Genomic DNA, 20,479 nt, shown 5'->3' with positions numbered 1-20,479 from the left:
ATAAAGGGCGGACCCTCGGGTCCGCCCTTTATGGAAGAGTTATCAAAATCTACCTGCGCCAGCGCCCGTGATGCCGGCGGGCGGTACTGCTAGCCGCCGTGGGCCCGCCTGTAAGCCTCGAGGATCTCGGACTGCACGCGGCCGCGCTCACTGACGGTGTAACCGTTCTCCCGCGCCCAGGCCCGCACAGCCGATGCGTCCTGGCTGCGGCCTGCAGAAGCCGGCTTGACCTTTCCGGCGCGGGTGGGAACCTTTCTGGCCTTCTCAACATAAGTCTTCAACGCATCTCGCAGCGCATCAGCATTCTTCGATGAAAGATCAATCTCGTAATTGATTGCATCCAGCGCAAAACGCACCGTTTCATCGGCACTGCCACCATCCAGGTCATCAACCAGAATGATTTTCACTTCCTGTGCCACAGGAGCTCCTCTATATTGAAGTTTTAGTAATCCCATTGGCTTCCCCAAAACCAATTTGATTATTGCCTATCAATGAATAGCTGGCAACATGGCATGTTTCTGCTGTGCACTAAAGCGCCTCGCGATTATGCAATCGCTGCCGAAATGGAAGCTGCCGCCATTTCAGCGAATCACGCTAATCCGCTTCTCTGAAGTATTCGAAGGCGGACAGGCATAGCCCGCATAACTAGTATTATCGATGTCTATTTACGATCCGGCATGTGCCGACAAAGCTGAACTCCGCAGCACGATCGAGTCCCTCAATAGGAACAGTGGCCGCATTGGGGATGACGGAGCGGAAGGACGCGAGCGAACAGTCGGCGAAGCATCCTCATTATCCGCTGCAAAATGATTAGCCCGGCGGCGAAGAATATCAGCGGCGGCACTGGTGAATATCGGTCCTGCCGCTCATGCATGATGGCAACACCGGGAGAAGAATTATGGCCAGGCCTGCGGTGAACCACGGGCCTGGCCATGTCTGCCAACTAGAGAGCGAAGCTAATTACTGTGCCCCTGCTGGTCGGCCTCGTACTCGGCTTGAGCCAGGGCTTCGCGCTCCCGGCGGTCAGCGTTGAACACGGCTTTCATAGCGAAGTAAAAAATCAGGCCGACGCCGGTTGACGGAGCCAATACCCACAAATATTCCAACATGATTATCCCAATTCAGGTTTCAAGAGCGGGAAGAGAATGGTCTCCCGGATTCCCGTCTGGGTGAAGAGCATGACCAGCCGGTCAATACCCAGGCCAATGCCGCCCATAGGCGGCGCTCCGTATTCCAGCGCACGGAGGAAGTCTTCGTCCAACTGCATCGCTTCATGATCCCCCGAGGCTGCTTTCCGCGACTGCTCGGTGAGCCGTTCACGCTGGACAACAGGGTCGATGAGCTCGGAAAAGGCGGTACCGCGCTCCATACCGCCGATGATCAGGTCCCAGGCTTCAATGAGCCCGGGCTTGCTCCGGTGCGCACGAGCCAGGGGCTGGGCTGCCGGCGGATAGTCGTAGACGAAAGTCGGCTGAAGCAGCGTCGGCTCCACGATTTCACCGAAAAGTTCAATCACGATCTTTTCGGTGTCCCACTGGGGTTCCACTTTGACGCCGTGCTTTTCGGCGATGGCCCGCAAAGTACTGCCATGGGTTTCGGGCGTGATCTCCTCGCCCACGGCTTCGGAAAGCCCGGGGTAAACGCCCAGCCAGCGCCATTCACCGTTGAGGTCGATGGTACCGGCATCGGTCTCGATGACGCGGCTGCCCACGGCGTCCGCTGCGTTCAGGATCATCTCCCTCATGCGCTCAGCCATCACAAACTGGTCGGCGTAGGCCTCGTAGCTTTCCAGCGTGGTGAATTCGGGGCTGTGCGTCGAATCCACGCCTTCATTGCGGAAGATGCGCCCGATCTCGAACACCCGGTCGATGCCGCCGACCACGGCGCGCTTCAGGAAGAGCTCCGTGGCGATACGAAGTGTCATGTTCTGGTCGAAGGCGTTCAGGTGCGTCTGGAACGGCCGGGCGGCCGCCCCGCCGTGGATGAGCTGGAGCATCGGGGTCTCCACCTCCACGTAGTCGCGGTTGTGCAGCGTTTCCCGGATGGAGCGGATGATCGCCGCTCGGGTGTATACCATCTGGCGCGCTTCGTCGCGGACCATCAGGTCCACGTAGCGCTGGCGCACCCGTGTCTCTTCGTTCAGGCCGGCATGCAGCACGGGCAGCGGGCGCAGCGCCTTGGAGACCATCGACCAGGATTCGGCCATGACCGAGAGTTCACCGCGCTTCGAGGAGATGACCTCGCCTCGCACAAACACGTGGTCGCCCAGATCCACCAGAGACTTCCAGCCCGCCAGCGCATCCTCGCCGACGTTGGCCAGGCTCAGCATGGCCTGCAGCCGGGTGCCGTTGCCCTCCTGCAGAGTGGCGAAGCACAGCTTGCCCGTGTTGCGGACGAAGACCACACGGCCGGAGACGCCGACGGTTTCCCCGGTGGTCTCATCGGCCGCAAGGTGACCGTACTTCTCGCGGACCTCACTGAGAGTGTGGGTCCGGTCGACACCCACCGGATAGGGCTCCACACCGCTCTCGAGCAGTTTGGCGCGCTTGTCCATGCGCACGCGCATCTGCTCGGAGACGTCCGAAGGTTCCGGGGAAGGGGTGGGGGTTTTATGTGTGGTCACGGTAGTTAAGATTACCGGTTGTGCTCCGGTGGCTCCTATTCGATCTTCCCCGGCGCTCCGGCTAGCCGAGGTCGACGTTGTCGATCAGCCGAACCGGGCCTACTGTGGCGGCGATCAGCGCCAGCGCTTCGCCGGTAAATGGGGTGTCCTGGCAGTTGAAAGCCAGTGGCTCCAAGGTGACCGGATCGACCACCTCGAGGTAGTCCAGCTCCACCAGCCGGGCGGATTTGATCATGGCCAGGGCACCCTCGATGTCCAGCGGCTCGTGCCGGTCGGCCTGCTCCTTCAGGTAGCGCAGGCCGCGCGACAGGACCAGGGCGGCCTCGCGTTCCTCGGCGGAGAGGAAGCGGTTCCGGCTGGACAGCGCCAGCCCGTCCTCGTCACGGACGATCGGCACCCCGACGATTTCGACCGGGAAATTCAGGTCCGCCGCCATCCGCTTGACCAGGGCCAGCTGCTGGGCGTCCTTCTTGCCGAAGTAGGCGCGGTAGTCCGCCGGAATGGGGGGCATGCCGTAATGCAGCAGTTTCGCGACCACGGTCAGGGCGCCATCGAAATGCCCGGGCCGTGAGGCGCCTTCGAGCTTTCCGCCCAACGGCCCCGATGCCACCCGCACCATCGGTTCGCCGCCGGGATAGACCTCTTCCACGGCGGGCGCGAAAACGATATCCACCCCGCAGGAACCCAGCAGGTCCAGGTCCGCGTCCAGTGTGCGCGGGTACCGCTCCAGGTCGGCCGCGTCGCCGAACTGCAGCGGGTTGACGAAGATGGTGGCAATAACGACGTCGTTCGCCTGCCGTGCAGCGGTGGCCAGGGCGGCATGGCCGGCATGCAGGCCTCCCATGGTCGGGACCAGGCCCTGGCTCGTGTGGCCGGCATGGTGCTTGCCGGCAGCCTCGCGCAGCAGCTCCGCGCTGGCGGCGTTGAGCTCGGCGTACGTGGTGGCCAGCTGGGGGCGGTTGCTCACTGGGGGTCCTCCGGAGTGGAACGGGTACTGAGAATATCCAGGATTTCGGTGGCCTGGGCGTCTTTGAGCAGGCCGCGTTCGAACGCCCGCTTGGCCGTGGCGCGGGCCAGCTCCTCATATGCTTGCCGGATGTCGGTGCTGCCGTGCTCGAGTTCGTACGCCAGCAGCGCCTCGCGGTGGACCCGGACGGTGCCGGCGTCGCCGCGGGCCACCGGTCCGGTCAGCGCGCCCTCGCCGGATGCCAGCGCGTTTTCCAGCGAGGCCCGCATCAGCGGACCCAGCAGCCGCTCCGGCTGGTCCGCACCGGCGGAGCTGAGCATTTGCGCGGACTGCGCGGCAATGGTGACCAAGTGGTTCGAGGCATGCGCCAGGGCCGCGTGGTAAAGCGGCCGGTCCTGCTCCTCGATCACGATGGGCTCCGCACCCATCTCGACCACCAAGGCCTGGGCGATGGGGAGCACCGTGCGCGGCGCGGTCACGCCGAAGGCACAGTCCGTGAGCCGGGTCAGGTCCAGGCTCAGGCCGGTGAAGGTCATGGCCGGATGGATGGCCAGGCCGATGGCCCCCTTGGCCCGGGCCGGCGCGAGCACGTTCACGCCGTGCCGGCCAGAGGTATGCGCCACCAGCTGGCCCGGTTGCCAGGCACCGGTCTCGGCCAGGCCGGCCACCAGTTCCGGCAGGGCATCGTCCGGCACGGCCAGCAGCACCAGTTCGGCCCGCTCGATAATCTCGGGGATCTCCAGCACCGGCACACCGGGCAGCAGCATTTCGGCCCGCTCCCGGCTGGCCTCGGACACGGCGGAGACACCGACGACGGCGTGCTGGGCCGCGCGCAGGGCCGCCCCCAGCACGGCTCCCACCTTGCCGGCGCCGATCACACCGATCCCTAGCCTGCCCGGTCTAACGCTGTTCATCCTCGGCCTTTCCCTTCTCTGAGCCGGCCTGCTCCGGTACGCTCTCCTGCCGGCGTTCCAGCCAGCGCTCCGGCACGCTGTGCCGCCGGGCCGCCGCGGCGCGCGCGGATTGTTCGTTGAACAGGCGGCGGGCCACCTCGATGTCCATCTGATAGACCACCGGGCTGACCGGCCCCACCGTGGTCTGCAGTTGCAGATCCGCCACCCGCAGTTTCCGTGCCACCGGTCCCTGGTGCAGCGCCATCGACTGGGTGCGTTCGTGCGGTACCACGGCCAGGTTCCGTACGAACCGGCCGGAGCGGGCCAGCAGCGCCGTTTCCGTCAGCGCGAAGCCGTTGCGCCGCCAGGTGAGGAAGGACAGAAACCGCACCCGCGCCGGGGAGGTGACGAAGCCGCCGTCGTTGTTCTGCCCCACCAGCCCGGCGGTGAAAACGCCGAATGGGTCCTCGGTGCCGGGGTCGGGAAGCACCAGGGCCAGCATCTGCATGACCTCGTCCCTGGTGCCGACCGGGAGCAGGGTGGTGCGCGCGCCGGAGTTCTCCGCGCTCACGCCGTAGCCTGCCACGTTGATCTTGATCCGGTACCAGTCCTTGGTCCGCCAGAGCAGCGGCTGGGACACCGCCACGGCCTGCACGCGCCCGGGCGGCACGGTTTGGGCCCGCGTCTCGAGCAGCCCGTAGCGCAGCCGGATGCCGTCCGGGGACACGGCCGCCCGGAAGTTGTATGCGGTGCTGAAAACGCTCCAGTAGCCGGCCGCCACGGCGATCATGCCGGGCACCAGCGCCGACAGCAGGACCGGCAGGCCGCCCCAGTCCGCCACGTAGCCCACCGCTGCGGCCACGCCAATAACAACGACGACGACGACCAGCGCCACCGTTGCGCCCGAAAGCACCGTGGCGCCGACGACCCGCTGCGGAGTCAGCTGGACGATGGGGTGTTCGGGGGCTTCGGGCGCCTCGTCCGGGTGCTCGGGGTCCAGCTCGGCGCCGGAGGCCCGGGCCAGAATGGTCGCCCGCAGTTGCTGGGCCGAGGCCAGCGGCAGGTAGGCCAGCCGCACCGCGGACTCGCCGGCGTCGGCCACCTCGAACTTCAGCTCCGCGAGCCCGAAGATGCGGCCCAGCAGCGGCTGGATGACGTCAATCGCCTGCACCCGGTCAAGCCTGGCCTGGCGGTGCTGGCGGAACAGGATGCCGGAGTTGACCCGGACGTGTTCCTCGGTGACCTGGTAGCGCGTGAACCACCAGGACAGCACGAAGGCGCCCACCAGCAGCAGCACCACAACCAGCAGTACGACAACGGCCCAGATGCCCCGGCCCTCGGTCAGGAACCACAAGGACTCGCCGCGGAACATCGCTTCGAACCAGTCGCGGCCGAAGAAGTAGGCGATGGCGGCCAGGGCGATCCAGCCCCGGACAAACGGGGAAACGGGGTGGACGCGGTGCCAGCTTTCCGCGCGGTCCGGAGTCAGCGGCACCTCGCGCGAGGGGGAAACCGGGCCGTTGCCCTCCGGGATGGTCACAGCCCGGCCAGTCTTGCCTGCCCGCGCGCGGAAAGCTGTTCGCGCAGCCGTGCGGCTTCCTCTGCCGGGAGTCCGGGAATGGAGGCATTGGTCTGCGGGGAGGCGGTGTGCAGTTTGACCGAGGCCAGCTTGAAGGCGCGCTCCAACGGGCCGACCGCCACGTCGACGTACTGCATGCGGCCGTAGGGGACCACCATGAGGCGCTGGAAGAAGATGCCCTGCCGGATCAGCAGGTCCTCGTCCCGCTCCGCATAGCCGATCGCCTTGACCTGGCGCGGAATGAGCAGGCCGATCCAAACCTGGATGACAAGCGTGCCGCCGGCCAGCAGCCAGGCGAGCCAGGCCGGGAAGCCGGGCCAGACGCCGGTGAGCAGCAGGATGAGCGGGATGCTGAGGATGGCCAGGCTGATCAGCGCGGACACGGCCCAGCCGATCAGCCGCACCGTGACGTACTTCGGCGCCACCCGGATCCAGCTGATCTCCGGCGGATCGATCGGCTCGCTACGCATACTCCCCCTCGCCCTCGGCCGTACCGTCTTCGCGTTCGGCCGATTCCGGATCCTCCGGCGGGAGTTTGCAGAACCGTTCCACCATCAGACCAATAATGACCATGACCAGGCCACCGCCCATCATAGCCAGCACCTGCAGCAGGATGGGCCCGGCGGGCCGGTAGGTCAGCAGCACCAGCTGGTCGACCAGAATGCCGGCATGCCAGCCGAGCAGCAGGGCACCGGCGTAGGCGCAGGCTTGGGCGAGCACCAGCGTGCGGGCGGCAAGAATGGGATCCAGCGGCTTCTCGCGCTTGCCGTTGCGCCAGCTGCGCACGCGCAGGCCGAGGACCAGGGTGAACACCATGATGGCGCCCATGGTGGCCAGTGAGCTCAGATGCAGGACGGGCACCGGCAGGCCGCCGCGCGCGGTCAGGAGGTTGGCTAGCCAGCCCAGCACACCGGTGACGACGGCGATGGCCGCCAGCCAGCTGTACTTGATGGTCCTCACGATGCCGCGCCCATCCGGCTCAGTGCCCTGGTTCGAAAGGCGCCAGGCCGTCCAGGTCCCCCGCGGCTTCGGCCAGTTCGCCGACCGGGACGCCGTTGAGGGTTGCGTGCGCGTCCATCCAGGCCCAGGGCTGCAGCACGAAGGCCCGCTCATGGGCGCGCGGATGCGGGACGGTCAAGGCCTCGTCGTCGAGCTTGAGGTCGCCGTAGGTAATGATGTCCACGTCCAGGGTCCGCGGCCCCCAGCGCACCTCACGGGTCCGGTGGTGCTTGTTTTCCACGCTCTGGCAGTGTTCCAGCAGCCGATAGGGCTCCAGATCGGTCTCCACCTCGATCACCATGTTCAGGTAATCCGGCTGGTTCTCGGGACCGCCAACCGACTTGGTCTGCACCACCGGCGACACCGCGCAGAGGCGGACGTTGGGGGTGTCCACCAGATCCGCGACGGCGTGGGAGAGCGTATCGCTGCGTTCGCCGAGATTGCTGCCAAGGGCCAAAACCGCGCGTACACTCATGAATTCTCCCGGTAGATAGTGATGGTGACGTCGCCGAACGGCACTTCGATGGGCGCCTGGGGCTTGTGGACCGTCACTTCCACGGCGGCAATGCCGAAGGTGGCCAGAACGTAACCGGCGATCCGCTCCGCAAGCGTCTCGATCAGGTTCACCGGCTCGCCCGTGATGATCTCTTTGACGCCCTCGGCCAGTACGCCGTAGTGCGCGGTCAGGGTCAGGTCATCGGCGGCGGCTGCGGCACGGATGTCCGTGTGCAGGGCGACGTCGATGGTGAAGGGCTGGCCGTCCCGGCGTTCATGGTCGAACACCCCGTGGTAGCCGACGGCGGTGATGCCGGAGAGCTTGATGACGTCCGCGCGGCCGGACCCGGCTGTGCCCGTCTGCACCGGCTCTACCCGGCCCAGGCTGCGGCGACCTTGACCGCGTCCAGGCTGGCACCGGAATCGTGCACGCGCACGCCCCAGGCACCGTTGGCTACGGCCAGGGCGCTGATGGCCAGCGTGGCGTGGTCTCGCTCAGCCGGCGCGGCAACCTTGCCGGCGGAGGAGAGCAGGGTACCGAGGAAGCGCTTGCGGGATGCCCCGACGAGGACCTTGTGACCGAGCTTGGTGAACTCCGGCAGCCCGCGCAGCAGCGCCCAGTTGTGCTCGGCGTTCTTGGAGAAGCCCAGTCCCGGATCGAGGATGATCTGGTCTTCGGCCACGCCGGCGGCCACAAACTTGTCCCGCAGCTCGGCGAGTTCGGCCACAACCTCGGCCACCACGTCATCGTACTGGGCGCTGGGATCGACATTGCGCGCGTCGCCGCGGCGGTGCATCAGCACGTAGGGGACCTTGCGTTCGGCAATCAGGGCCGGCATTTCCGGGCTGAAGGTCATGCCGGAGACGTCATTGATGATGCCGGCGCCGGCGTCGATCGCCTTCGCCGCGGTATCCACGTGCATGGTGTCCACACTGATCAGGGCACCGGCCTTCGCCAGCGCCTCGATGACGGGCAGGATGCGGGCCTGCTCCTCCTCGGGGGTGATGGACTCGGCACCCGGACGGGTGGATTCACCGCCGACATCGATGATGTCCGCCCCGCCGTAGAACAGTTTCAGCCCCTCGGCAATGGCCTTGTCCGGGGAGACGAACTTGCCGCCGTCGCTGAAGGAATCCGGAGTGACGTTCAGGATCGCCATCACCACGCCGCGGTCGGTGGGCAGATCCGAGAACTTTCGGGGTGCGCGCACCTTGCGTACAACGGGCAGCGGGGAAGTTGCGGGCCCGGTTCCGGGCACTGCTGCGAGTGAATCCATAAATGTCTACCGTTTCTGCTTGTTTCGCTTAGCGCCCGATGATCAGGCTCATGGCCTCTGCCCTGGTGGCAGTTTCCCTGAGCTGACCGCGGACTGCGGACGTTACCGTCTTTGCGCCCGGCTTGCGGACACCGCGCATGGACATGCACATGTGCTCGCACTCGACGACGACGATGGCACCCTTGGGCTCGAGATGCTCCATGAGGGCATCAACAATCTGCGTAGTGAGCCGTTCCTGGACCTGCGGGCGGCGGGCGAAGACTTCCACCAGCCGGGCCAGTTTGCTCAGCCCCGTCACCTTACCGTCATGGGAAGGAATGTAGCCAATGTGGGCGGTGCCATGGAACGGAACCAGGTGGTGTTCACAGGTGGAGTAGAACGGAATGTCCTTGACCAGCACCATTTCTTCATGATCAATATCGAAGGTGGTGGCCAGCAGGTCCGCCGGGTCCTGGTGCAGGCCGGCGAAGACTTCGGCGTAGGACTTGGCCACCCGCCGCGGGGTCTCCACCAGCCCCTCGCGGTCAGGGTCTTCACCCACCGCAATCAGGATTTCGCGCACTGCGCGCTCGATCCGGGGCAGGTCTATCGAGCTGTCGATTTCCAGCTCGGCGATTACATCGTCGTATTCGGTCACGTCTGAAATCCTAGCCGTTGCCGCCGGTGGTCCCGCCCGGATTGGTTCCGGGGGTGCTGCCGGGAGGGTTTTCGACGGGCAGTTCGGGCAGGGCCGGATCCGGATCAACGATGACGGCCGAGTGGCCCTCTTCCTCGTCCGGGCTCTGGGCCGAAGCGGCCTCGGCACGTTCCTTGGCACTCATGACCGGCGGAATCTGGTGGACCGGACGCGATTCCTTGGACAGCCAGACGTCGCGGTATTCGCGCTTGCGGATGTCCTCGAAGACCTCGGCGATTTCGCGCTGGTTCAGCGTCTCGCGCTCCAGCAAAGCCAGGGCCAGGCGGTCCAGCACGTCGCGGTTTTCGGTCAGCACGGCATAGGCCTCGTCGTGTGCGGTGTCGATCAGGCGGCGTACTTCCTCATCGACCACGAAGGCCACGTGGTCGGAGTAGTTGCGTTCGTGCGACATGTCGCGGCCCAGGAACGGTTCGCCGCCCCCCTGGCCCAGCTTCACGGCGCCGACACGTTCGCTCATGCCGTACTGCGTCACCATCTGGCGCGCGGTGCTGGTTGCCTTTTCGATGTCGTTTGAGGCACCGGTGGACGGGTCGTGGAAGACGATTTCTTCGGCAACCCGGCCGCCCATGGCGTAGGCCAGCTGGTCCAGCAGTTCGTTGCGGGTGACCGAGTACTTGTCGTCCTCCGGAACCACCATGGTGTAGCCGAGGGCACGCCCGCGCGGCAGGATGGTGACCTTGGTGACCGGCGCGGTGTAGCGCAGGGCCGCCGCCACCAGAGCGTGGCCGCCTTCGTGGTAGGCGGTGATCTTGCGCTCGTGCTCCTTCATCACGCGCGAACGCTTCTGCGGACCGGCCATGACGCGGTCGATCGCCTCGTCCAGGGCACGGTCGTCGATCAGCTGCGCATTGGAGCGGGCAGTCAGCAGCGCGGCTTCGTTGAGCACGTTAGCCAGGTCGGCGCCGGTGAAGCCCGGAGCACGCTTGGCCAGCGCACGCAGGTCCACGTCCGGAGCCATCGGCTTGCCGGCGGCGTGCACCTGCAGAATTTGGTGCCGGCCCTGCAGGTCCGGCGCCTCCACCGCGATCTGGCGGTCGAAACGTCCGGGCCGCAGCAGTGCGGGGTCCAGGACGTCCGGGCGGTTGGTGGCGGCGATCAGGATGACGTTGGTCTTGACGTCGAAACCATCCATCTCGACCAGGAGCTGGTTCAGCGTCTGCTCACGCTCGTCGTTGCCGCCGCCCACGCCGGCGCCGCGGTGGCGGCCGACGGCGTCGATCTCGTCGACGAAGATGATGGCCGGCGCGTTGTTCTTCGCCTGCTCGAACAGGTCGCGGACACGGGAGGCGCCCACACCGACGAACATTTCGACGAAGTCCGAGCCGGAGATGGAGTAGAAGGGCACGCCGGCTTCACCGGCGACCGCGCGGGCCAGCAGGGTCTTGCCCGTTCCGGGAGGACCGTAGAGCAGCACGCCCTTGGGGATCTTAGCGCCGAGCGCCTGGAACTTGCCCGGTTCCTGCAGGAACTCCTTGATTTCGTGGAGTTCCTCCACGGCCTCGTCCGCGCCGGCGACGTCGGCGAAGGTGACCTGGGGCATGTCCTTGGTGATCAGCTTCGCCTTGGACTTGCCGAACTGCATGACCTTGGAGCCGCCGCCCTGCATGCGCGAGAGCAGGAACCAGAAGATGATGCCGATGATCAGGATCGGCAGGATCAGGCTGATGAAGCCCGTGAACCAGTTGTTTTCCACCGGCTGATCCGTGAACACGTCCACGTTGGAAGCACTGATGGCATCGACCACATCTTCGGCACGGGCGGTGCTGTAGAAGAAGGTGATGCTCTTGCCTTCGTTGGCACCGTCCTGGATGAAGTCTTCACGCAGGGTAAGTTCAACGCTCTGGTTGCCGTCATTGATGCGGGCCTGCTCCACCTTGTCATCGGTGAGCAGCTGCAGCCCGACGCTGGTGTCCACACGGGAGGCCTGCGGGCCGGCAAGATTGGGCACCACGATAAGCAGGATTGCCAGGACCAGCACAATCCAGATGATCGGTCCCTTGAAAATGTTCTTCAATTTCATGCGTCTAAGGGCACAATGCCCCGTCCCTCCTGCTGATCAGCCCGTGGTGTCACCCATATAGCTATACACCGTCCGCAATAATTCACGCACGGCGGCAAAGATTAGTTCCCTCTCGGCGTACAAGCAAGCCTTTGGCTCAAGCTGGAGACAGGGATCTTGGTTTTACTCGTAGACGTGCGGTGCCAGCGTGCCGATGAAGTCCAGGTTGCGGTACCGCTCGGCGAAGTCCAGGCCGTACCCGACGACGAATTCGTTGGGGATTTCGTAGCCGACGTATTTGACGTCGATTTCCACCTTGGCCGCATCCGGCTTGCGCAGCAGCGTGCAGATCTCCACCGAGGCCGGGCCGCGGGAAAGCAGGTTCGTCTTCAGCCAGGACAGCGTCAGGCCGGAGTCGATGATGTCCTCGACGATCAGGACGTGCTTGCCCATCAGGTCGGTTTCCAGGTCCTTGAGGATCCGCACGACGCCGGAAGACTGCGTGCCCGAGCCGTAGGAAGACACCGCCATCCAGTCCATCTTCACGTGGCTGTGCAGTGCGCGGGCCAGATCCGCCATGACCATGACGGCGCCCTTGAGGACTCCGACGATCAGCAGGTCGCGGCCCTCGTAGTCCTTGTCGATCTCGGCAGCCAGTTCCTGCACGCGCTGCTGGATCTGTTCCTTGGTATACAGAACGTGCTTGAGGTCCGCCTGAACGTCGTTGGAATCCACCAGATACTCCCGTAATTAATGATGTGGCGTCACTGGGCGCGAGCCAGTTGTTCTAAAGACAAGATTGCCATAGCCGCCGCGCTCTTGCGCAACCGGGCCTGTTTGTCCGTCCGGTTCCCGCCGCACCCGGCGGTACACGCTGACCATTCCGGCCAGCTGCACGGGGCCGGCGGACCCCTGCCTCGCCAGCAGCGATTCCGCCGCGATGAGCCGCTCGTAACTGGGGTTCTCGCCGCCCATTTCGGCCGCCGCCAGGGCGATGACCCGGTGCTTCATCGCTGCGGGCAGCACCTCGATCCCGGTCCGCTCCAGTTCAATGCCGTCCGGGGTATCTATCCTGAGGCGCAGGTATTCGGTCCGTGCCTGGACATCCAGGTAATCGGCATCCGCCCGCAGGATCTGCGCCGAACGCCACAGCGCCTCGGCGACGCCCGGGCCCAGCTGCTGCTCCAAAAACGGCAGAACTTCCGACCGCACACGGGAGCGCAGGAATTTTGGATCGGCGTTGGTCGGATCGTGCCACGGCTCCAGTCCGGCGAGGGCACACAGCTCTTCGGTGTGCTTCCGCCGCAGTTCCAGGAACGGCCGCAGGTAGTTCCCGCGGCGCGGGGCCATCCCGGCCAGCGAACGCGTTCCCGAGCCCCGGCCGAGGCCAAGCAGCACCTGCTCGGCCTGGTCATCGAGGGTGTGGCCCAGCAGCACGGCGGCGGCGTCATGCTCCGCAGCGGCAGCGTCCAGTGCGGCGTACCGCGCTACCCTGGCCGCGGCTTCGGGCCCCATGCCGGGCTGGGCAACGCTGACCCGGCGGATTTCCACCGGCGCCAGCCCCAGGCCCGCAAGCTGCACGCGGGCACGTTCGGCCACCTCGGCACTGCCGGGCTGGAGGCCATGGTCGACGACGACGGCGCCCACCCGGTAGCGCTGCGTTCCGTCCCGCAGGGGCCGGGCAAAGTAGGTTGCCACGGCGGCCAGGGCCAGCGAGTCCGGCCCGCCGCTGCAGGCCACCAGCAGCAAGGGCGGTTCGCCCTTGCCCGATGCTGGATCTGTGGTGCCCGCAGCTTTGCCCTCCGGCGCATCCAGTAATTCCAGCGCCGCCTTGATGTGGTTCCGGGCCGTGCCGACCAGCGGATGCAGCCGTTGCTTGCGCCGCGTTACACCGACGGTGGATCCCGTGGCCGCTGCGGAGGGTTCGGTCATGGACGGCTGAGGTCCATGCGGCTGATCCAGAGGTCAGCGTTGTGGATCTCTTCTTCAGTGGGCAGGTTTTCCGCCCGGAGCCAGACCTGGTTGAAGCCTTCCATGCCCACCTGCTTCACCACGGCGCGGACGAACTTCGCCCCGTCGGTGTACTGGCGTGCCTTGGCGTCCAGACCCATGATTTTGCGGATCCAGTTCTCCAGCGCGCCGCGGGTCTTGGCCCGGGCGTTGAAGCGCTGGCGGATGGTCTTCACCGTGGGCACAACGCTGGCGTCCACCTCGTCCATCACGACGTTGGCGTGGCCCTCGAGCAAGCTCATGACCGCGGTGACGTGGGAGAAGATGGCCTTTTCCTCCGGGTCCTGGAACAGGTCCATGATGGTGCCGGTGGCGCCGACGGCCACTTTCCCGCCGCCGGTGCCGCCGCCGTCGTCGTTCTTGTCTTTGCCGGACATCAGGGCCTTGGCCGCCTGCTGCAGCCGCTCGCCGAAGGTGTCGGCCTTCGCCACCAGGCCGGAGGAGAGCTTGCCGATCTGTTCCATCATGTGGTCGCGCAGCCAAGGCGCGGCCGCGAACTGCACCCGGTGCGTCTGCTCGTGCAGGCAGACCCACAGCCGGAAGTCCGCGGGTACGACGTTGAGCTCCTGCTCCACGGCGATGATGTTCGGCGCCACCAGCATCAGCCGCCCGCCCGCCGGACCGCCGGGCAGCAGCGAGCAGAACGGATCGTACTGGCCCAGCACCTTGCTGGAAAGGAAGGAGAGGATGGCGCCCATCTGGGTTCCCGTGAGCGAGCTGCTCAGGCCCGTGGCCGCGCTCTTGACCTGCTCGGGCTTTTTCCGGGCGAGTTCGGTCAGGGCCGGTGCCAGGAGCGCTTCGAAGCTGCGCGCGTTGGCCTTGGACCACTCGGCCCGGTCCACGATCAGCACCTGCGAATCCCGCAGGTCCCGCGCCGCCTCCAGCCCGGTGATCCGGTGCACATGGTCCACGGAAACTTCCGAGAGTTCGCGCAGATTGGCCACGGCGGCGCGGATCTGCGCCTGCGGCATCTTGGGGCCGGCCGGGGTGAGCTTGGCCGCGGTGGTTGCCGCTAGGTCCCAGTTGATCAGGCGCGGCGGGGTTTCCGGAGCGGACGGGGTGTTTCCGGCGCTGCCGGTGCTTGCGGTGCTGTCCATGGTGACCATCAGATCACACCGGAGCCCGGCAGGTCACCGGCCGTTCGCCCAACGGTGAAGGAAATTTCGACGGCGGACCAGCGGGACGGCGGCCCAGCGGGCCGGGCCAGGGCGCAGATCAGGCGCCGGTCAAGTGCCCGACAGGTGCGGGCGGTCAACGGCAGCCGCAGCCGGCAAGGACCGTGGCCGCACGGTCGGCCGCCTCGCGGGCCTGCACCGTTGAATTCTGCAAGCCGTTGGCCACGAAGGCAAAGACCAGCGTCCGCCCGTCCGCGGTCACCGCGTAGCCGCTGAGCGAGGTGACCGTGTGCAGCGTGCCGGTCTTGGCCCGCACCAGCCCGGCGCCGTCGGCGGTCTTGCCCGCGAAGCGCTCCTGCAGCGTCCCGGTCAGTCCCGCCACGGGCAGTCCGTCGATGCCCGCCCGCAGGTCCCGGTTGGAACCGCTGGTGATCTCCCGGAGTACCGCGGAGATCTGCTCCGCCGAGACCTTGTTGCCCAGTGCCAGTCCGTTGGCATCGCTGACCAGCAGGCCGGAGGTGGGAATCCCGAGCTGCTCCATGGCCTCCTTGATCGCCTCGGTGCCGCCGCCGAAGGACCCGGGTTTGCCGCTGGCCAGCGCCGTGTTGCGGGCCATGACCTCGGCAACGTAGTTATCGGATTCCTGCAGCATGTAGTTGACGTGCTCCGCCACGGTGGCGGATTCAACGGAGGCGAGCACTATGCCGTCCTTGGGCGCGGCACCGCGGACCACATCAGGCGCCACTTTGACGCCACGCTCTGACATTTCCTCCGCCAGTGCCGCGCGGAAGGCCCGCGCCGCGGTGAGGGCAGCATCATCGACCAGCTCGCCGCTGCCGTCCGCGTTTTCCCGGCCGCCCGAGAGCGCCAGCGGATAGATGGGCGCGATTTCCCCCGCCTGGATGTCGGCCGGGTCCCACGCGGGGCTCAGCGTTGGGCCGGCGTAGGCGGTGTCGTCCAGCAGCACCCGCAGTTCGCCGGTGAACTTCACGGTGGCCAGCCGTTCCGCGGCGGCCTGCGCCAGCGTGGCCAGCCCCGCGTGCCCGAGGACGTCCTCCCGCTCCGACCCGCCGGCGCCCAGCAGGGCATCTCCCCCGCCGCGCAGCACCAGCGTCCCGGGCACGTTGCCCTGGATGACCTCGGTGGAGAACCGTGCCTCCGCGCCGAGGGTCAGCAGGGCCGCCGCGCCGGTCAGCAGCTTCATATTGGAGGCCGGAATGCGTGGCTCGGACCCCTTGCGCTCATACAGCACGTCGCCGCTCTGCGCATCGGTGACCAGTGCCGCGAAGTCCCCGGCGCCGTCGTACTTCAGAGCTTTATCCAGCGCCTCGCCCAGCACCTTCGGATCCGGCACCGGTGCGGCCTCCGGCGCGTCCGTCAGGAGTTCGGCGGCGGCCAGTTTCGTCGGCGGTAGCTGGGCTTCCGGAGTGGTGACCACCGGCTTGGCCGCCCCGGGATTCCATTCAAGGGCGGGGGCAAGATGCCAGGCGGCGGGAACGGCCAGCACGGCGAAGGCAGCGGCCAGCAGCCAGGATGTCAGCAGCCGGAAGCCACGGTTCATCCTGCCCCTCCCCCTGTTTGCACGTGCGCGTCCCCGCACCCGGCAGCGGGACGGAACGCGGTTTGTGAATCGGCCGCTCCGGTTGATGTCGGGCCGGGCAGCCAAGACCTATATCGTTAAGCGTAGACCGGCGCCGGGCCCTGCCCTGTCCACCGCGCCAGTGAGACAAAACACCAAGGAGACTTCCATGCAGCACGATGTGACCATCGAGATCCCCAAGGGATCGCGCGTCAAGTACGAGATCGACCACGAGACGCACCGCCTCCGCCTGGACCGCGTCCTCTTCACCTCCATGCAGTACCCCACGCACTACGGCTACTTCGAGGACACCCTGGGTGAAGACGGCGATCCGCTGGACGCGCTGGTCATGCTGCAGGATTTCGATCTGCTGCCGGGCGTGCTGGTTGAGTCCCGCCCGATCGCCGTGTTCAACATGACCGACGACGGCGGCGGGGACGCCAAGGTGCTGTGCGTACCCTCCGACAAGCGCTTCGACCACATCCAGGAACTCTCCGACGTCCCGGAGTTCCTGGTCAAGGAGATCGAGCACTTCTTCACCCGCTACAAGGATCTTGAGCCGGGCAAGTGGGTCAAGGCCGAGGGCTGGTCCGACCGCGCCGCCGCCGAGGCCGAGCTGGAAGCTTCCATCAAGCGCTTTGCCGCACTCGGCGAGGAGTCCGCTCCGGACGAGCCCCAGGGCCGCGACGTCGAGGAAGGCACCACCAGCGGTTCCGAAGCACAGGGCCGCTAGATCTGACGCTTCTTCGAGGGCGGACCGGACTGTTTCAGTCCGGTCCGCCCTTTTTGGCAACCGAAATCAGTTGATTCGACCTTTTTGTCCGTAATACTTAGGGCATGTACGTGCTCACCATCAATCAGCGCGACTCCCGCGAGGTAGGCGATCTGGTGCCGGAGCTGATCAAATCGCTGCGGCACCTGCCAACCGCCGTTGCCTTCCGGCGATCGGTCGGTGACGAAGCCATCGGCGTGCTGGAAGACCCGAAGACGGCCATTGACGCCGCCATGATCGCCCTGCGGAGCCGGCGCTGGCATGTCGGGATCGGCGTGGGCGAACTGCTGGTACCGCTGCCCGAGGACGTTAATGAGGCCCAGGGATTCGGGCTGGTCTATGCGCGGCGCGCCGTCGAGCGGGCCCAGAAGACGGGTGAACGGGTCCCGCTGGCGGTCTCGGGTCCCGACGCCGACATCGCGGCCGAAGCCGAGGCCGTGCTCCGGCTGATCGGCCAGATCGTGTCCACCAGGACCGATGCCGAGTGGAAAGTGCTGGACCTGATGACCCCCGGCGCCCGCGGACAGCAGAAATTCATCGCCGAGGAACTCGGCATCACCACGCAGGCGGTCAGCAAGGCCGTGGTCCGCTCGCACTGGGTGGAGGAATGGGCCTGCCGGCCGGCCGCGGCGCGCCTGCTCGACCTGGTTTACGGACCCAAATCGCTGCCCGAGGCGAGCCTTCCGTACCGCTGACCTGCGGCCGGGCCTAGACTCCGAGGAGGAGTGCACCGATAACCAAGAGGAGCTGACGATGATTCCGGAGATCAATTTCTGGGCCGTACTGGTGGCAACGCTGTCCACCATGGTGGTCGGGTCCATCTGGTACACGCCCAAGGTGTTCGGCAACTACTGGATGCGCGTGGCAAAGGTGAGCCCCAGCGGCGAAGCGAAGGACGCGGTCAAACCGATCCTGATCACGCTGGTGGTCAGCTTCATCAGTGCCTGGGTGCTCGCGGGCGCGGCGGCCATCGCGCAGGAGTTCTACGGCGGCAGCTTCCTCTGGAACACCGTTCTCACCGCGGTGATCCTGTGGGCCGGTTTCACCGCCGCACGGTTCATTACCCACGACGCCTTCGAGGGCCGGCCCGCCGGGCTGACCGTCCTGAACTGCGCCCACGAACTGGTCACTTACTTGATCATGGCGTTGATCATCGGACTGTTCGGCATCAGCGCTGCCTAGCTTCCAAGCAGCCTTCAGCGAAGAAGAACTAAGCGAGCAGGCTTTGCAGAATCGGGGCGGCGCCGTCTTCGTCTACGGTTCCGGTCACTTCGTGGGCGACGGCGATGACTTCCTCCGGCGCCTGGCCCATGGCAACACCGCGGGCGGCCCAGTCGAGCATTTCGATGTCGTTGCGGCCGTCTCCCATGGCAACGGTCTGGGCCGGATCCACTTTGAGCTTGCGGCGCAGGGTCTCCAGCGCGCTGGCCTTGGTGACGCCGTTCGCGGCGATATCCAGCCAGGCGGTCCAGCCCACCGAGTACGTCACGCCATGCAGGCCCGCATTGTCGATGGCTTCCTTGAACTCTTCCGGCGTGTTCTCGGTGCTGAACACCACCACGCGCACTGCCGAAGCTTCCAGCATGGTTTCGAAGTCCACGCCAACAGCCTCCACCCCGAAGCTCGCATCCTGGAAGCGCTCGGTCGAGAGGAATTTGCCCTCATCGTCCTCAAGGGCAAATTTGGCGGTGGGCAGCTTCGTGCGCAGGGCACGCAGTGCCGGACCGGGTTCGAAGGTGACGCGGTCGATGACCTCGTAGCCATCCTCGAGACCGGTGTCGATCCGCAAGGTCACACCGCCGTTGGAGCAGACGGCGTACCCCTTGGTCAGGCCGATGAGTTCGATGATCGGCAGCGTGGCGTTCAACGAGCGGCCGGTGGAGACCACCACCTCATGTCCGGAATCGACCACCGCCTGCGCGGCCTCGCGGACGGCGTCGCTCATGTGGCCGTCATGGTTCACCAGTGTGCCGTCCACATCCAGGCAGACCATTTTCCGCACCTGGTTGTGCGTCCGTGTCGAATTCCGTCCCGTGTTCTTTTGCTGGTCTTCGATGCCAGCAATCGCATTATCAGCTGTAGTTGTCATTGTTCCAGTGAATCAGAGGCAAGCCCCGGAACGGTAGGGCGGCGCTCACATTGGGAATTAACGGCCAATGAACACCGGCCGAACTAGCTGAGTACGGGCAGGACCTCGAGGCCGCCCAGGTATGGACGCAGCGCCGCGGGCACGGTAACGGATCCGTCGGCATTCTGGTGGTGCTCGAGAATGGCCACGATCCAGCGTGTGGTGGCTAGCGTGCCGTTCAGGGTGGCCACGGCACGGGTGCCCTTCTTTTCCTCGCCGGTGACGCGTTCACGCACATTCAGGCGTCGGGCCTGGAAGGTCGTGCAGTTGGAGGTGGAAGTCAGTTCGCGGTAGGCATTTTGCGTGGGGACCCACGCTTCACAGTCGAACTTGCGGGCAGCACTCATGCCCAAATCGCCGGCGGCGGTGTCGATCACCCGGTAGGGCAGTTCCACCTTGGCGAGCATCTCCTCTTCCCAGGCCAGCAGCCGGGCGTGCTCCTCGGCGGCGTTCTCGACCGTGGTGTAGATGAACATTTCCACCTTGTTGAACTGGTGGACCCGGATGATCCCGCGCGTATCCTTGCCGTGCGAGCCTGCTTCACGGCGGTAGCAGGAGGACCAGCCCGCGTAGCGCAGCGGGCCGCCGGCCAGGTCCAGGATTTCGTCGCCGTGGTAGCCCGCCAGCGGCACCTCGGACGTGCCCACCAGGTACAGGTCGTCCTCGGCCAGACGGTAGATTTCGTCGTCGTGCGCCACATCGAACCCGGTGCCCTGCATGGTCTCCGGGCGGACCAGCGTCGGGGTGATCATCGGGGTGAAACCGGCCGCAATGGCCTGGTCCATAGCCATGTTCAGCAGCGCCAGCTCCAGCCGGGCGCCGACGCCCTTGAGGAAGTAGAACCGCGCGCCGGAGACCTTCGCGCCTCGCTCCATGTCGATGGCGCCGAGCAGTTCGCCGATCTCCAGGTGGTCTCTGGGCTCGAACCCGTCCGGGCCGAAATCACGCGGCTTGCCGACGGTCTTGATGACCTCGAAATCGTCCTCGCCGCCGGCGGGAACGCCGTCTTCGATGAGGTTCGGGATTTGCCGCAGCAGCGACTCCTGCTCCGTTTGGGCGGCGTCCGACTCGGCCTGGGCCGCCTTGACAGACGCGGCGAGTTCCTTCACCTCGGCCAGCAGGGCCTGCTTTTCCTCACCCTTGGCCTGTGCCACCTTCTTGCCGAAAGCGTTCTGCTCGGCGCGCAAGGATTCGTAGCGGGTAATGGCTTCGCGGCGGGCGGAGTCTGCGGAAATGACTGCATCAATCAGGGAATCATCGGCTCCCCGGGCACGCTGCGAGGCTCGGAAAATCTCAGGATTGGCGCGGAGTTCATTTACATCGATCACCTGCTAAGGGTACCGAAC

General features: G+C 66.0%; 22 protein-coding genes. 3 read left to right on the top strand and 19 right to left on the bottom strand.

What is annotated here, in order from left to right:
• Positions 1-89: 89 nt before the first annotated feature.
• The 17 genes from AC3A4M_RS07220 to dacB all read right to left on the bottom strand — a co-directional run bounded on the left by AC3A4M_RS07220 (position 90) and on the right by dacB (position 16,215).
• Entirely contained in the window at positions 90-419 is a 330-nt protein-coding gene (locus AC3A4M_RS07220) for a histone-like nucleoid-structuring protein Lsr2 (RefSeq protein WP_139003854.1), read from the bottom strand.
• Between the two features lie 537 nt (positions 420-956).
• Positions 957-1,088 (bottom strand): hypothetical protein, encoded by a 132-nt coding sequence (locus tag AC3A4M_RS07215; RefSeq protein ID WP_498732815.1) that lies wholly within the window; start codon positions 1,086-1,088, stop codon positions 957-959.
• Between the two features lie 23 nt (positions 1,089-1,111).
• Positions 1,112-2,566, bottom strand: a complete 1,455-nt coding sequence (lysS, locus tag AC3A4M_RS07210; protein WP_498735565.1) for a lysine--tRNA ligase — start codon at positions 2,564-2,566, stop codon at positions 1,112-1,114.
• A gap of 118 nt (positions 2,567-2,684) precedes the next feature.
• Entirely contained in the window at positions 2,685-3,590 is a 906-nt protein-coding gene (gene panC / locus AC3A4M_RS07205) for a pantoate--beta-alanine ligase (protein WP_498734915.1), read from the bottom strand.
• A complete protein-coding gene (locus AC3A4M_RS07200; RefSeq protein WP_498734913.1) occupies positions 3,587-4,504 on the bottom strand; it encodes a Rossmann-like and DUF2520 domain-containing protein in 918 nt (305 codons plus the stop codon). Before AC3A4M_RS07200 ends, panC begins: the two co-directional genes overlap by 4 nt.
• Entirely contained in the window at positions 4,491-6,023 is a 1,533-nt protein-coding gene (locus tag AC3A4M_RS07195) for a PH domain-containing protein (protein ID WP_498734911.1), read from the bottom strand. Before AC3A4M_RS07195 ends, AC3A4M_RS07200 begins: the two co-directional genes overlap by 14 nt.
• A complete protein-coding gene (locus tag AC3A4M_RS07190; RefSeq protein WP_498734909.1) occupies positions 6,020-6,532 on the bottom strand; it encodes a PH domain-containing protein in 513 nt (170 codons plus the stop codon). The genes AC3A4M_RS07195 and AC3A4M_RS07190 overlap by 4 nt, the downstream gene beginning before the upstream one ends.
• A complete protein-coding gene (locus AC3A4M_RS07185) occupies positions 6,525-7,022 on the bottom strand; it encodes a DUF3180 domain-containing protein (protein ID WP_498734907.1) in 498 nt (165 codons plus the stop codon). Before AC3A4M_RS07185 ends, AC3A4M_RS07190 begins: the two co-directional genes overlap by 8 nt.
• Before the next feature lie 19 nt (positions 7,023-7,041).
• The gene (gene folK / locus AC3A4M_RS07180; RefSeq protein WP_498734905.1) at positions 7,042-7,536 is read right to left on the bottom strand and encodes a 2-amino-4-hydroxy-6-hydroxymethyldihydropteridine diphosphokinase; all 495 of its coding nucleotides are present in this window, start codon (positions 7,534-7,536) and stop codon (positions 7,042-7,044) included.
• A complete protein-coding gene (gene folB / locus AC3A4M_RS07175) occupies positions 7,533-7,922 on the bottom strand; it encodes a dihydroneopterin aldolase (RefSeq protein ID WP_498734903.1) in 390 nt (129 codons plus the stop codon). The genes folK and folB overlap by 4 nt, the downstream gene beginning before the upstream one ends.
• 5 nt (positions 7,923-7,927) lie before the next feature.
• The gene (gene folP / locus AC3A4M_RS07170) at positions 7,928-8,833 is read right to left on the bottom strand and encodes a dihydropteroate synthase (protein WP_498734901.1); all 906 of its coding nucleotides are present in this window, start codon (positions 8,831-8,833) and stop codon (positions 7,928-7,930) included.
• A gap of 28 nt (positions 8,834-8,861) precedes the next feature.
• Positions 8,862-9,470 carry a GTP cyclohydrolase I FolE gene (folE, locus tag AC3A4M_RS07165; protein WP_498732823.1) on the bottom strand — a complete coding sequence of 203 codons (609 nt, stop codon included), beginning with the start codon at positions 9,468-9,470 and terminating at the stop codon, positions 8,862-8,864.
• Positions 9,471-9,480: 10 nt separating this feature from the next.
• The gene (gene ftsH, locus AC3A4M_RS07160; RefSeq protein ID WP_498734900.1) at positions 9,481-11,550 is read right to left on the bottom strand and encodes an ATP-dependent zinc metalloprotease FtsH; all 2,070 of its coding nucleotides are present in this window, start codon (positions 11,548-11,550) and stop codon (positions 9,481-9,483) included.
• A gap of 162 nt (positions 11,551-11,712) precedes the next feature.
• Entirely contained in the window at positions 11,713-12,264 is a 552-nt protein-coding gene (gene hpt / locus AC3A4M_RS07155; protein ID WP_074700218.1) for a hypoxanthine phosphoribosyltransferase, read from the bottom strand.
• Between the two features lie 15 nt (positions 12,265-12,279).
• The gene (tilS, locus tag AC3A4M_RS07150; protein ID WP_498734898.1) at positions 12,280-13,461 is read right to left on the bottom strand and encodes a tRNA lysidine(34) synthetase TilS; all 1,182 of its coding nucleotides are present in this window, start codon (positions 13,459-13,461) and stop codon (positions 12,280-12,282) included.
• Entirely contained in the window at positions 13,458-14,636 is a 1,179-nt protein-coding gene (locus AC3A4M_RS07145) for a zinc-dependent metalloprotease (RefSeq protein WP_498734896.1), read from the bottom strand. The genes tilS and AC3A4M_RS07145 overlap by 4 nt, the downstream gene beginning before the upstream one ends.
• Before the next feature lie 154 nt (positions 14,637-14,790).
• Positions 14,791-16,215, bottom strand: coding sequence for a D-alanyl-D-alanine carboxypeptidase/D-alanyl-D-alanine endopeptidase (gene dacB, locus AC3A4M_RS07140; protein WP_498734894.1), 1,425 nt, complete (start codon positions 16,213-16,215; stop codon positions 14,791-14,793).
• Between the two features lie 187 nt (positions 16,216-16,402).
• Between dacB and AC3A4M_RS07135 the strand changes: the two genes are divergently transcribed.
• The 3 genes from AC3A4M_RS07135 to AC3A4M_RS07125 all read left to right on the top strand — a co-directional run bounded on the left by AC3A4M_RS07135 (position 16,403) and on the right by AC3A4M_RS07125 (position 18,187).
• Complete coding sequence (locus tag AC3A4M_RS07135; RefSeq protein ID WP_074700220.1) at positions 16,403-16,966, top strand: inorganic diphosphatase; 564 nt, start codon at positions 16,403-16,405, stop codon at positions 16,964-16,966.
• Positions 16,967-17,070: 104 nt separating this feature from the next.
• Positions 17,071-17,700, top strand: a complete 630-nt coding sequence (locus AC3A4M_RS07130; RefSeq protein WP_498734892.1) for a hypothetical protein — start codon at positions 17,071-17,073, stop codon at positions 17,698-17,700.
• Between the two features lie 58 nt (positions 17,701-17,758).
• On the top strand, positions 17,759-18,187 hold the full coding sequence (locus AC3A4M_RS07125; protein ID WP_498734890.1) for a DUF1761 domain-containing protein: 429 nt from the start codon (positions 17,759-17,761) through the stop codon (positions 18,185-18,187).
• Positions 18,188-18,215: 28 nt separating this feature from the next.
• Here AC3A4M_RS07125 and AC3A4M_RS07120 read toward each other — a convergent pair whose 3' ends face one another.
• Together AC3A4M_RS07120 and serS are read right to left on the bottom strand one after the other, a co-directional pair.
• Entirely contained in the window at positions 18,216-19,094 is an 879-nt protein-coding gene (locus tag AC3A4M_RS07120) for an HAD family hydrolase (protein ID WP_498734888.1), read from the bottom strand.
• 83 nt (positions 19,095-19,177) lie between these two features.
• The gene (gene serS, locus AC3A4M_RS07115) at positions 19,178-20,461 is read right to left on the bottom strand and encodes a serine--tRNA ligase (protein WP_498734886.1); all 1,284 of its coding nucleotides are present in this window, start codon (positions 20,459-20,461) and stop codon (positions 19,178-19,180) included.
• Between the last annotated feature and the right edge of the window lie 18 nt (positions 20,462-20,479).

It is taken from the genome of Arthrobacter sp. Soil_C_60 (assembly GCF_057656375.1).
The sequence above is the reverse complement of the archived record's forward strand: the minus strand, read 5'-3'. Positions and strand labels throughout refer to the sequence as shown.

Bases quoted from the DNA above. Each gene is read 5' to 3' on its own strand.
- lysS (WP_498735565.1), bottom strand. From the start codon at position 2,566: ATGCGCGTGCGCATGGACAAGCGCGCCAAACTGCTCGAGAGCGGTGTG.
- AC3A4M_RS07200 (WP_498734913.1), bottom strand. From the start codon at position 4,504: ATGAACAGCGTTAGACCGGGCAGGCTAGGGATCGGTGTGATCGGCGCC.
- AC3A4M_RS07190 (WP_498734909.1), bottom strand. From the start codon at position 6,532: ATGCGTAGCGAGCCGATCGATCCGCCGGAGATCAGCTGGATCCGGGTG.
- folK (WP_498734905.1), bottom strand. From the start codon at position 7,536: ATGAGTGTACGCGCGGTTTTGGCCCTTGGCAGCAATCTCGGCGAACGC.
- folP (WP_498734901.1), bottom strand. From the start codon at position 8,833: ATGGATTCACTCGCAGCAGTGCCCGGAACCGGGCCCGCAACTTCCCCG.
- ftsH (WP_498734900.1), bottom strand. From the start codon at position 11,550: ATGAAATTGAAGAACATTTTCAAGGGACCGATCATCTGGATTGTGCTG.
- tilS (WP_498734898.1), bottom strand. From the start codon at position 13,461: ATGACCGAACCCTCCGCAGCGGCCACGGGATCCACCGTCGGTGTAACG.
- AC3A4M_RS07145 (WP_498734896.1), bottom strand. From the start codon at position 14,636: ATGGACAGCACCGCAAGCACCGGCAGCGCCGGAAACACCCCGTCCGCT.
- dacB (WP_498734894.1), bottom strand. From the start codon at position 16,215: ATGAACCGTGGCTTCCGGCTGCTGACATCCTGGCTGCTGGCCGCTGCC.
- AC3A4M_RS07135 (WP_074700220.1), top strand. From the start codon at position 16,403: ATGCAGCACGATGTGACCATCGAGATCCCCAAGGGATCGCGCGTCAAG.
- AC3A4M_RS07130 (WP_498734892.1), top strand. From the start codon at position 17,071: ATGTACGTGCTCACCATCAATCAGCGCGACTCCCGCGAGGTAGGCGAT.
- AC3A4M_RS07125 (WP_498734890.1), top strand. From the start codon at position 17,759: ATGATTCCGGAGATCAATTTCTGGGCCGTACTGGTGGCAACGCTGTCC.
- AC3A4M_RS07120 (WP_498734888.1), bottom strand. From the start codon at position 19,094: ATGACAACTACAGCTGATAATGCGATTGCTGGCATCGAAGACCAGCAA.